This window comes from Methylobacterium oryzisoli (assembly GCF_046557895.1).
In the GTDB taxonomy this organism is placed as follows: Bacteria; Pseudomonadota; Alphaproteobacteria; order Rhizobiales; family Beijerinckiaceae; genus Methylobacterium; species Methylobacterium oryzisoli.
This window is the reverse complement of the sequence record NZ_JBKIBX010000004.1, coordinates 214,095-226,259: the sequence shown is the minus strand read 5'-3', so window position 1 is coordinate 226,259 and position 12,165 is coordinate 214,095. Positions and strand designations below refer to the sequence as shown.

At 68.2% G+C, this 12,165-nt stretch carries 6 protein-coding genes; 2 read left to right on the top strand and 4 right to left on the bottom strand.

Features of this window, described 5'->3' with window-relative positions; all coding sequences use genetic code 11:
• Positions 1-202: 202 nt before the first annotated feature.
• The 3 genes from ACKUB9_RS06495 to ACKUB9_RS06485 form a co-directional block, all read right to left on the bottom strand.
• Entirely contained in the window at positions 203-2,686 is a 2,484-nt protein-coding gene (locus tag ACKUB9_RS06495) for a response regulator (RefSeq protein ID WP_407520381.1), read from the bottom strand.
• Between the two features lie 862 nt (positions 2,687-3,548).
• Complete coding sequence (locus ACKUB9_RS06490) at positions 3,549-4,142, bottom strand: SCO family protein (RefSeq protein ID WP_407520379.1); 594 nt, start codon at positions 4,140-4,142, stop codon at positions 3,549-3,551.
• Positions 4,135-5,253 carry an MBL fold metallo-hydrolase gene (locus ACKUB9_RS06485; RefSeq protein ID WP_407520377.1) on the bottom strand — a complete coding sequence of 373 codons (1,119 nt, stop codon included), beginning with the start codon at positions 5,251-5,253 and terminating at the stop codon, positions 4,135-4,137. The genes ACKUB9_RS06490 and ACKUB9_RS06485 overlap by 8 nt, the downstream gene beginning before the upstream one ends.
• Before the next feature lie 599 nt (positions 5,254-5,852).
• Here ACKUB9_RS06485 and ACKUB9_RS06480 point away from each other — a divergent pair.
• A complete protein-coding gene (locus tag ACKUB9_RS06480; protein WP_407520374.1) occupies positions 5,853-10,067 on the top strand; it encodes a S8 family serine peptidase in 4,215 nt (1,404 codons plus the stop codon).
• A 262-nt stretch (positions 10,068-10,329) separates the two neighbouring features.
• On the opposite strand, the gene ACKUB9_RS06475 is transcribed toward ACKUB9_RS06480, so the two are convergent.
• Positions 10,330-11,190 (bottom strand): EcsC family protein, encoded by an 861-nt coding sequence (locus ACKUB9_RS06475; RefSeq protein WP_407520372.1) that lies wholly within the window; start codon positions 11,188-11,190, stop codon positions 10,330-10,332.
• Between the two features lie 753 nt (positions 11,191-11,943).
• On the opposite strand from ACKUB9_RS06475, the gene ACKUB9_RS06470 reads away from it, so the two are divergent.
• A partial coding sequence (locus tag ACKUB9_RS06470; RefSeq protein WP_410825781.1) for a hypothetical protein occupies positions 11,944-12,165 on the top strand: 222 nt, incomplete at its 3' end.

The following is a 12,165-nucleotide window of genomic DNA, read 5'->3' as shown; positions in this document are numbered from 1 at the left end:
CGAACGGGCAACATCTTGTCAGTCGGCTATATTTGGATCGTCTGCTTCGGTCTTGAAGTTGGATTGACGCAACACTTCGAACCGCGGCGATATGCGTTGGCATATCTGGCCGCGGAGCGCTGCCGATCGTTCGGGCCCTCCCCGTCGCGGGGCGAGCCCTGGTGCGGGGCGGCCTCCCGCCCTCTCCGTCTCCGGGAAGTGTTCAGGCGGCGCGCACCCTCGACACCGGCGCCTCGTCGAAGATCCGCCCGAGTTCGTCCAGGCCGAAGGGCTTGTGGAGGTTGCGGAACGCCTGCGCGTTCGCCGGAAGGTGGCCGCGCACGCCCATGATGACGATCTCGATCGACGGGTGTGTGCGCGAGACCACGCCGGCAAGGTGGAGGCCATTCGTCCCGGGCAGGAGATAGTCGCAGAGCATGAGGTCGATGTTCCGGCGCTCGGCGAGGATCCCGAAGGCCTGATCGGCGCTCGCGGCCTGGATCACGATGTGGCCGAGTTCGGCCAGGGCCTCGGCCGTGGCGGAGCGCACCAGGGGGTCGGCGTCCACGATGAGAACGCGCTGGGCGCCCCGCCGGGTTGCGGAGCGGGCTTGGTCGGGCTGGAACTCGGAGCCGGGAATCCACAGCGTGACCGTCGAGGGCGCAATGCTGACCGCCCCCCCGATCTCCTCCATCATCTGGCGGACGGCCGCGGTCCCGCCTCCCTCGATGAAGCGGCCCGGGACCGAGACGGCGATCCGCACGCCCGCGCGCTGGCCGATCGGGGGGTCGGCCAGCCCGTGCGACGTCTCGACCACGATCGTGGCCATGTCGTCGGCCCCCAGGGAGGCCTTCGTGTCGACCGCGAGATTGAGCATCATGATCTCGACCTCGCGCTCGCTGCACAGGAGCCGCGGCAGCTCCGCCTTCTTCGAGACGGCCACGGCCGCACCCGGCAGGACGGTGCCGCGCAGGAACTCGATCACGTCATCGAGGATCGCCGCGAGGTCGGTCTCCCGGACGGGCGGCGCTTCGCGCCGGCTCAGCGCCGTGACCCGGCGCGTCATCGATGCGCCGCGGGCGGCGCCCCGGAAGGCCATGTCGACCCAGCGCCGCGTCGCGGTGTCCGCCGCATAGCCGGCGCGCGCCGCTCCCATCGCGGTCAGCACGACGGTGAGCGCGTTGTTGATGTCGTGCACGATGCTGTCGACGATCGCGCGGGTAAGCGGATCCTTGCGCCGCTCGAGCGCGGAAGGCGCGGCGTCGCTGCGGGCGTCCGGCTCGACGGCCGCCGGCGCCGGCAGGGCGGCGACGCCGATCTCGCGACTGAGCACGTGGAGCCGCGAACCGGCCGTCTCGTCCTGCGCCGCGCGGGCGATGCGCAGGATCAGACGCCGGCCCAGCGCGTCGCCGTCGGCGGGCAGGGTCCTGACGGCGACGTCGCGGATGCCGCCCTCCCCCGTCAGCACGCCGCGCATCGCTCCGCTGAGGATATCCCGGTCCTCGGGAACGACGTGGGAGAGGATTTCTTCGAGAGCGCAGACCCGCTCCGACGCGCTCTCGCCACGCTCCCCGGCGGCGTCCGTCCAGGCCACTTGGCCCGCGACAAGGTCGACTTCCCAGCAGGTCGTCCCGGTCACGGCCTTGATGAACCGGATCCGATTGCGTGCCCGCACGAGGGCGGCGCGCGTGTCTTGGAGCAGGCGATCCCGGCTCTGACCGCGGGCGGTCGCTTGAGACACCGCCGCGGCCAGGGCGCGCAGATCCGCCACCCGGAACTGATCGGGGGCGGGACCGGACACCCCCGTCCGGGCCGCCTCGCCCAGGCGCGCGAAGCTGCGGCTCAGGCGACCGCCGAGCATCCAGCCGAGGAGCGCCGCCAGAGCCACCGCGTCCGCGAACAGGATCAGCATCGGCCCGGTGCCCGGCTGCGGGAGGCCGCCGGGGCCGGCGACCGCCCGGGCGGCGACCAGCCAACCGAGACCGGCGCCCTCGGCCTCGGGAAGGGGCGCGACCGCCTCCGGACCCTCGGTCCCGGCCTGGGATGCGGGCTCGCCGGAGCGCAGCAGCGGGCGGCCCGCCCCATTGAAGATCGTGAAGCGCAGCGCCCGCCCGCCCTCGCCGAGGTCCGCCCGCGCGGCGTCGGTGACCGTCTCGATCCAGTCCGGCGTGAGCTGGATCGCCAGGACCCCGGTGGCGGACCGATCCGGACCCGGGACGGGCAGGCCCACGATGGTGTTGCGCGGCGCCTCGATCCCGGCCCTGCTCCGCTCGCTCGCATCCGCCACCACGGGGCCGGACAGGCCACGGGAGAACCAGCCGGCGCCCGACACATTCGCCGCCGTGTACTGCCCGCTCGCCGTGGCGCGGACGGCGCCGGTGCGGTCGGCCAGCAGGATGTCGGCGTATTCGGGGTGCAGCCTGCGCCAGCGCGCGAAATAGTCACGGATCGCCGCCGGGTCGGTCTCGGGCCGCAGGAGGACGTTCTCGGCCGCCAGCGCAACGTCGCGCGATACGGCCAGGAGGGCGCCATTGAGCCGGTCGGCGAGGAGCTGTGCCCCGCGCTGAGCCTCCTGCCCCAGGCGCATCGTCGGGTCGCGCTCGGGCGCCATCATCGGCGAGAGCGCGGCGAGGCCGCCGGCCAGCGCCGAGAGCGCGCACATCGCCGCCACGAGGCCCCGCAGGGAGAACTTGCCCGGCTTGTCCATCGATGGCGGATCCGTTTGGTCGTGCTTCGGCCGAATTGCTGCCTCGCACCCTTCGACCAGCATAGTTAACATTTGGTTACCAACTAGATCCAAGTCGTTGCGTCGTCTGCCTCTCTCAGTTGCAGGATGTGGTCATACAATTTGCACTGGCGCCTTGAGTTCAGGCGGTGCCCGCGTGAGCCGATGCAGACCGGGAGGTTGCACCGTTCAGCTGAGATCGACGCAGTCGACAGGCGGATCGATCTGGCGCGGCCCCGATCGGACCAAGTGTTCGGCGCGACCTTCGGCGGGTCGACGGCCAGGGCGCGCGCGAGGTCTGAGCCGAACGGTCGTCTCGTGACTTTCGCGTGACCCGGGACACAAGCGGCCGTCGATCGGTGTAGCAACCGGGCGCGCCGGATTCGGACACGGCTGCCAGGCACCCGGACGGCGACGCAATCCTCGTTCCCACCCTCGATGTCGCCGCATCGGTGATTGGTCGGCGAACCCGCCGAAGTCCTATGAACTGTCTCGCTTCTGAGACGTTGGATGAATGGGGCCACAAAGTCACGTCTTGCGGCCCGGCCGATCTTTGCCAGGGAGGTCTCGACATGGCGCTATCGAGAATAGCCGGTTCCGTTGCGGCCATGGTCTTCGGCGTCGGTGCACTCCTGCCTGGGCAGGTTTCTGCCGGGGGCGCGGAGTTTGGCCCGACCCGACACGCCTCTTGGTCTCCGGCCGTGGAATTGGCCGGCCCGCCGGTCTGTCTCGGCGCGTGCCGCCGGCCGCTGGCGCCCTGTCGTGTCGGCAGTCGCTGGTATGGGCCCTACGGCTACGTCTGCTACAAGCCTGAGCGGCCCGCACCGCTCTGGTATCGCGCCTTCTAGAGCAGGGGCTTGAGGATCGTCATCATCCGCTCGGCGGACGTTCCCGGTGGGAAGAAGCCGACGTACCGTCCCGACCGGTCCATCAGGTAGATGAAGGCCGAGTGGTCGATCGTGTAGTCGTCCGCGCCGAGAGGCACCCGCTCGTGATAGACCTTGTAGGCGGCGGCGGCCTGCCCGATGGCGTCGGAACTGCCCGTGAGACCGATCAGCCGGGGATGGAAGCTCGGCACGTACTCGGCCAGACGCTCGACCGTGTCGCGCTCGGGATCCAGCGTGATGAAGAGCGGCTGGATCGCCTCGCCCCGGTCGCCGAGCAGGGTCAAGAGCCGGCCGATCTCCATGAGGTCGGTGGGGCACACGTCCGGGCACGAGGTAAAACCGAAATAGACGAGGAGGATCTTGCTGCCGAAATCGGCCTGCGTGCGCCGGTGTCCGGCCTGATCGACGAGCGCGAAGGGACCACCGACCGGCTCCCGGTTCCACATCAGCACGTCCATGAGTTCGGCGGCCGACCGGCGTGCCGGCTGCGCAGCCCCGGCCAACGCGCCCGTCAGGACGGCGAGCAGCGCCAGCAGGACGGCCCTACGCACCGAAGCGCAGGCGGCTGCCCGTCGTCGGGACGAGCACGTTCCCCGGCATCTGGGCTTGTGCTTCGAGGACGAAGTTCAAGCCGCTGCAATGCATCGGGATCACGACGTCGGGCTGCAGCTTGGCGATCTCGGCCACCACCTGCGTGAGATACTCCTTCGGGGCCGGGCCGAGATGGAAGCCACCGACGATGGCGTGGACTTTCTCGACGCCTGACACCTCCTGCGCCTGCCGGACCGAATTCGCGATGCCGACATGGCCGCACGAACTGATGACGACGAGGCCCCGATCCTTGATGTTGAAGCAGGTGGCATGCTCGTGGACGTGCTCGTCCGGGATGATCTTCCCCTCCAGTTCCGCCGCCGCGTAGTGGCCGGCATCGCAGCCGAGCCCATCCTTGATGCCGCGCTCGACGAAGGTGTTGGGCAGGACACGCTCGATCGAGCGCCGCTTGATCTGCCCGGTCGTGAAGGCGTGGCCGGCGATCACCGTGGGCGCCTCGCACAGGACGGTGGTGATGCGCCGGGCCGCCAGTTCGCGCCGGTCGAGCTGTCCGAAATCCGTGAACTGGCCGGTGGTGCCGCTCGGCACGAGCCGGTGGCAGAAATTGTCCTCGCCACCGGCGTACAGCTTCACGTCCGGGGACAAGGCCGCGCCGTACCGATCGAGGAAGCCGATCAGGCCGCCGTAATGGTCGTGATGCCCGTGGCTGACGATCAGGGCGTCGACCTTGGTCGGATCGACCTTCAGGAGCTCGATGTTGTTGAGGAGCGCGTCAGGCGTGTAGCCGAAATCGAGGAGGATCGTCCTGGTCTCGTCCTTCCGCTGCGACTCGGCGAAGAGCGACAGGCCCCACTGATTGTGCAGAACCTTGCGATAATCGCTGCCGCGCCCGCTGCCGGGCGGCTGATGTACGACGCCCTGGACGGTGCCCGGCTTGAGGAACTGGTCGTGGGCGGAGTCGATCAGAACCCGGAGCGCGAGCGCATCGACGGTCGGCACCGCGACGGGCGCCGCGGACGCGATCTCGATGCAGGAGAACCCCGCGGCAGCGCTCGCCGCGAGGGCTGCCGATGCCCTGAGAAAGCTTCGCCGTTCGATGGTCTCAGCCATGGCGCGTCTCTCAATCACACCGCGTGCGTCGCTGTGTATCTTTCGATCGAAATAGTGTCAAGAATTCCGCGCTGCCTGCACTTGATCGAAGCCAAGATTACATCCTGCGATCGACACCAAAGTCTCCTCGGTTGGTCCGGCGCTCACAGGCCGCATGGGAGATGGATCCTGCTCTCCCACAGCACCAGCCCGGAGCAGGAAGCGCGGCGGCGCGGCGGCGCGCGCAACCGGAGGGCCGAGCGATGCCTATCCGGCTCTGGATGTGGGACGTTTCAAGGCCCCGCGGAGCGCACATTCAACCGTCGTCTCGATCTCGACGCAGCTGAGTGCCAAGCGCACGCCTTCGTTCTCGCTTTCCGAGCCGCTCCCGGGTGCGGGCGAGCCGGCCCATCCCGCCTTTCGCTGATGGCAAGGGCCGCCTCAAACCTGCCGCGGCACGAATAGTCAAGCCATTCCGAATGATTTCGAGCACTCGGCTTCTCCTTGATGCTGCTGTCTGTGATGAAGTGCACTGACGCACGGCACGGATGAGCCACCTCTGGCAGCCTCTTCTACTGCTCAAAGCCTTGCGTGTCTGGGTTGTGCAGAGGAGAGCCGCCATGGAACCGAGCCTCTATCTCGACCTCGTCAGGACCGGCACAAGCCTGTCGAGCTTGCTGCTTCGGCCGAATTTGGCCGACGCGATCACCAGACCGTCGTTCGATTGGTCTCTGATCTTCGGCCCGCCGACCGATCCGCAATTCGCCAACCAGTGGCAGCTGCGCGATGCGAGTCCCTGGTCGATCGATGTGGAGACCGTCTGGCGCGACTACACAGGCCGCAATGTCAATGTCGGCGTCTTCGACAACGGCGTCCTTCGCACCCATCAGGAGCTCGACGGCAACTACGAAGCAGCGCTCGAAACGGCCTTTGCGAGTTCGATTCCGACCATGGGGCAGACCTATCACGGCACGTCCGTGGCGAGCGTCATCGCGGCGGAACGCGATGGTGCGGGCATGGTCGGCGTCGCCTACGGGGCCGAAGTGACGGGCGTCGATATCCAGGGCGCCGGCGACGCTGAGTACCAAGCCGCCGTCGATGCGCTCCTGAACTTCGATGTCGTCAATCAGAGCTGGGGATACAGCTTCAACTTCGCCAACGACCTCAACGACGCTCGCGGGGCCGCCATGTGGCAGGGGCTCTCCGATGCGGCCCGGTTCGGTCGCGGCGGGCTCGGAACCATCCTGGTCACATCGGCCGGCAACGATCGCGCGAACGACTTCAATGCCAACGGCAACGGCATTCACGCCGGCAATCCGTGGTCGATCGTGGTCGCAGGCGTTGGCTCGACGGGTGCCCTCTACGAGGGCTCGAATGCCGGTGCCAACGTGTTCGTCTCCGCCCCCACCCGGTCCGCGGGCAATCCGGGCATCGTCGCGGCGGATGTCGCCGACAGCAACGCCGACGGCATCACCGACAATGATGGCGACGGCGCGATCGACGAGTTGCGCCCGCAGCCGGGCGGCTTCGGCGGAACCTCCGCGGCCGCGCCGCACGTCGCGGGCGTCGCCGCCTTGCTGCTGGATGCCAATCCCCTGCTCGGATGGCGGGACGTCGCCGACATCCTGGCCCACTCCGCCCGCCACGTCGGCCCGCCTGTCACCGACGCGAGCTGGACCATCAACAATGCCACCAACTGGAACGGCGGCGGCCACCGCTTCTCGAACGATTACGGCTTCGGCTATCTCGACGCTCACGCGGCTGTCCGCCTCGCGGAGACCTGGGAGGGACAGCATACCAGCGCGAACCAGACCGTGCTCACCGCATCGGCGCTGGTCGATCCGCCCAATTCCGAATGGCAGGCCACCATTCCGGACGGCACGGGCGACCTGACCTACTCGTTCTTCCTGCGTCAGGGCGTCTCCGTCGAGACGGTGACGCTCGATCTGGACATCGCGCATGAGCGCCTGCGCGACCTGCAGATCGAGATCGTGCGACCGGACGGCACCCGCAGCCGCGTCCTCGACAACGACGGCAATGGCGCCGACTCGACGGGCGCCGTGATGGACGTCGAGGGGCGATTGACCTTCCTCAGCAATGCCTTCCGCGGCGAGGACAGCGGCGGCGAGTGGCAGGTCGTGATCCGCGACACCTGGGCCCGCGACACCGGCGCCGTCGATGAGATCCGCCTGAGCGTGGCCGGGCAGACCAAGAATGCCGATCCGACCAACCGGGACTCCCTCTACGTCTACACCGAGGATTTCGGCGAACTCGGCGGCACGGCGCGGGGGCGCCTCGCCGACAAGGACGGGGGCATCGACATCCTCAACGCTGCGGCGATCAAGTCGAACTCCTGGATCGACCTGAGTGGCGAAGGGACGAGCCGCCTCGACGGCCGCCGCCTGTCGATCACCGGCGACACGATCGAGAAAGCCTATGCCGGCGACGGCAACGACGTGCTGATCGCGGGCAGCCTCGACGGGACGATGCTCGACGGCGGCCGGGGCAACGACATCCTTCACGACGGGGCCGGCGACGCTCTGTTGCGCGGCGGCCAGGGCAACGACCTCGTGCGGGTCACCGACATCTTCGGGACGACCGTGGCAGAGGGCGGCAGCGGCACGGACACGCTCACCCTGTCGACGCTTCGCAAGGGCGTGACGGTCGACCTGTCGCTGGCCGCCGGTAGCACCAGCTTCTCCTGGAGCATCCTCGATGCCATCGCCAAGCCGGCCGGCAAGCCGATCTATCCGGAGTTCCTGTTCAGAGACTTCCTCGACCTGACGCCCGCCGACCACGTCTCCATCGTCGGTGCGATCGGGACGTCGTCGCTGACCACGACGACGCCGCGCTTCGCGCTTGCCGACCGGTTCGACCTCGCGCGCGCGGACATGGCGACCTCCGCCCCGGGCTCGCCCAGGATGCCTCTGGTCGGCGACAAGGCCGTCCTCGACACCTTCGCGACCGCACAGGCAGGCTTCCTGGGTGCCGACGAGACGAAGGTCGACGCCGGGGTCGGGCTGGTTCAGCTTCCCGGCCTCCCGACACTTCCATCCCTGCCAGGGCTACCGGGCAACCTCTTCGTTCCCAAGCTGCCGACCATCCCGAGCTTCCCGATCCCGATCGACCCCGAGCTTCCCATGAAGCCGGTGCTTCCGGTCCTGCCAAAGCCCGATCTGGGCCAGACCCGCACCGTCGGCGAACTGCGCTACAGCGGCTTCGAGAACGTCACCGGCAGTCAGGCGGCGGACGGTCTCTACGGGGATCACCGCGCCAACCACCTGAGAGGCGAAGGCGGCGCCGACCGGCTCGAAGGCCGTGCTGGTGACGACACGCTCGAGGGTGGGGCCGACGGCGACGTCCTCCTGGGCGGAGACGGCCGAGACGAAGTGTTCGGCGGACTCGGCAACGACACCATCGTGATCGACGGCAACGGAGCCGACATCGCGGATGGCGGTGACGATTACGACATCCTCGATCTCACCGGCGTCACCGTCACGGCTTACGACGCCGCGGCAGGCTCGGTTGCCTTCACGGGCTCGCGCGGCGCGGCGCTCTTCACGGGCAGCGTCAGCTTCAGGAACATCGAGGAGGTGCGGGGCGTCGACGCCCTGCGCGCGACGGAGAATGCCGACACACTCACCGGATCGGCCTTCGCCGACGTGATCGACGGACTCGGAGGCGACGACCTTCTGACGGGTGGTGGAAGCGATGACACCCTGATCGGCAGTGCCGGGCTCGATACGCTTCAGGGCAGCGAGGGCAACGACCTGCTCGTCGTTCTTGCCGAGGCCGAGACGGCCGATGGCGGCGAGGGGGTCGATGCGGTCGACTTCTCTCAGGCGGCCCAGGCCGTCTGGATCGACGTACGCGACGGTGGCAACGGCCTCGCCTGGTTCTCGAGCGAGCCGCTCTGGGAGGCCAACGTCTCCGGCAACTGGAATCCCACGGCCACGCTGCGTTCCATCGAGAATCAGATCGGCAGCGCCTTCGCCGACATCCTCGAGGGCACGGCCGGGAGCAACCGGCTGTCCGGAGGAGCGGGCGATGACGAATTGTACGGCCTTCAGGGTGCCGACACATTCGTGGGTGGCGAGGGGCAGGATCTCGTCGGCTATTGGTACTCGGCCACGGCCGTGGCCGCCGATCTGACCGATCCTGCGCAGAATACCGGCGACGCGGCGGATGACACGTTCGAGAGCATCGAAGGGCTCGCCGGCAGCTTCTTCGACGACGTGCTGCGGGGAACGGACGGAGACAATCTTCTGATGGGCGAGCGCGGCGCCGACCTGCTCGACGGGCGCGGTGGCCGCGATACCGCGAGTTACCGGTGGGCCGGCGAAGGCGTCACCGTCGATCTGTCGGATGCCACGGGCAATCGGGGCGACGCGACGGGTGACGTCTTCCTGTCGATCGAGGACCTGGAAGGCAGCGCCTTCGGCGACAGCCTCTCGGGTGACGCCGGCGCGAACGTGCTGGACGGCAAACTGGCCGATGATCTGCTCACGGGCGGCGCGGGTGCCGACACATTCCGGTTCAGCGCGACACTCGGCTCCGACAACGTCGACTCGATCGCCGATTTCTCCGTGACCGACGACGTGATCAACCTGGATGCCCGCATCTTCACAGCCCTGACGGGCGGCCCCCTGGCCGCGGATGCGTTCGCGGATCTGGGTCTGGGTGCGGCGGACGAGGGTGATCGGATCTTGTACGACGGCACGGTGGGAGCGCTGTTCTACGATGCCGATGGCAGCGGCTCGGCCGCGGAGGCCGTGCAATTCGCGACCCTCGACAACAGGGCCGCCCTCACCGCCGCACACTTCATCGTCACCTAGAGCAGGCTTCGATCAGGTTGAAACGTGAAGCCTGCTCTAGGTTTTTGATTTTGCCGCATTTTCTGCGACGAAGTGGTGACCGATCCGGCGCTGAGAATGCGACCCTATCGAAGACTGAGAGCGGGGTCCGAATGCAACGCGATCGGATCCCGCTCTTTGAATGTTTTGCGCCGCGCGCCGTAGTCATCGGCACATGTGATGGCCGGCCGGTTGACCGGAAAGGCGACAGCCCTGGGGTGCGCGTTGAAACCTGATGGGGCAATCAAGACGTCTGATCGAGCTCGCTCAATCGGAGCTGCTCGTATGCAGATCGAATCCTCTCCTTGCCGTAGATGCGCTCGAGGCGCCGAACAGTGAAGTGCGCATGGGCGATGTCTTGGTAGTGATCCATGAAGACCGTGTTCACCACAGCCCCTCCGAGCGCCCCGACCAAAGGAAGTGCTTGCGCCGCGAGCTTCTGGGAGACCACCACCCCGAAGCGCGAAGCGATCTCAGCCGCGAGCCGAATGAGAACAGGCGCACCCTGCCCGACGAAGCCTTGCTCGGCCACGAAGTGGGCCGCTTCGGACATCGACTGCGCCAACGCCGCGCGGACAGCGAAGTAGCTGCTCTCGGCGGGGTTGTCGTTCTCGGACTGCCCACCTCCGAGAGCGAACACCTGCACGCAGGCAAGAGCGACGTCCGGGCTCGCCAGATCCTCCCCTTCAGACTGGGCGATCTCAGCGATGGCGCGGAGAATGAGGGCCGTGGCGATCGGCAGCTCGAGCGGCAGGCTCACGATACCCACCGCACCGCCCAGTGCACCGGATGTAGCGGCCAGGGCCTTGTGAATGAGAAGACCGCGCTTGGCAGGGACGTTGGGCAGGGTCGTCAGGGCAAGACGCAGGGCGGACGTGAGAGCCGCGCGACTGGCCCGTGCGATGATTTTCGAGGCGGCACGAGGGAGTACGTGCCCGATCAACTCAACAGGCCGACCCGCGAAGTTCGAGAAGCGAGCCACCAAGCTGGGGCTCTCGAGCGTGATGACAGCGAGCCTGAGGGCCTCGTGCTCGTCGCTGGGCAGGAAAGATGTGCCCGTCCGAGCATCCGCCGGTACCACGGCCTGAAGTGACGCTTCGCTCATGAGGCGTTTACGTCTGCAGCCATGGCGAGTTCCCGCCGGAGGGGTTTGGCACGTTGGCGCGCCCGGGAATTTGCGGAGGCCCACTCGTCTCGGCTTGAGCGCGCCGGCCCTTCCGGGCCAAGGCGTTCGGGACGTGGCGCAGCGCGGCCGGTGTGGCGGCCTGAAACGGGCCGGTGCGGGTTCGTCTTGCGATCAGCGTGAGATCGCTCCCCTGATCCACTCCCATTTCTGGTGGCTCCCCCCGCACTTTGCGTGGAACGGTCGCGGTGACGAGGGCGGCGCTGGCTGATTCACGGACGGGATGATCCTCCCCTCCCCCTGCCGGGCTGCGCCATCGAGAGCGTCACCCGGAGCGCCGATCACCCTGTCAGCCTCGCCCTTGTGGCGCCGCCTTCATCCTCGCTGTCCGGCCCGCGGCCTGCTCAGTTCCGCCGTTCACAGCCGTCACGAGCCCGACGGACACGCCGCCTCGCTCGGACCGTGGCGGGATTGGGCTTGCAGCGAACGCGCACCGATGAGCGCCTCGTACTCCGGAAGGCTGATGGCCTCGACGTCGCGGCGGCCGGGACCCAGCGATTGTCGGCGAAGGGCGCTTCGGGAACGGCATCGATGGGCGAAGAACGCTTCGTCCAGAGCAATCGCTCTCCGGACGGAATTATAATCAGCACAATAGCTTAAGTCTTGGCATGCTGCTTGCGCAAGCCCTCTCGACCGCCGCTCGAAACCCGCAGCGGGAGGTCGGGAGACGGGCCCATGGCAAGCCGCCTTCTCACCTACGATCCGGAGCTTGAGACCTTCGAGGGCGAGACCGCCGCCCCGCCGTCGCACGGCCGCGGGACCTTGCGCGAGATGGCGCGGGCGACGACGCTTCTGGAACTGCGCGCCGTCCCTGCCCTCCGCGCCTTCCTGCGCGAGGCGGCCCGCGACGCGGCCCGAGAGGCGGGGACGGCGGGGTCGCCCGCGGCGCTCGCCGCC

Bases quoted from the DNA above. Each gene is read 5' to 3' on its own strand.
- ACKUB9_RS06475 (WP_407520372.1), bottom strand. From the start codon at position 11,190: ATGAGCGAAGCGTCACTTCAGGCCGTGGTACCGGCGGATGCTCGGACG.
- ACKUB9_RS06495 (WP_407520381.1), bottom strand. From the start codon at position 2,686: ATGGACAAGCCGGGCAAGTTCTCCCTGCGGGGCCTCGTGGCGGCGATG.
- ACKUB9_RS06485 (WP_407520377.1), bottom strand. From the start codon at position 5,253: ATGGCTGAGACCATCGAACGGCGAAGCTTTCTCAGGGCATCGGCAGCC.
- ACKUB9_RS06480 (WP_407520374.1), top strand. From the start codon at position 5,853: ATGGAACCGAGCCTCTATCTCGACCTCGTCAGGACCGGCACAAGCCTG.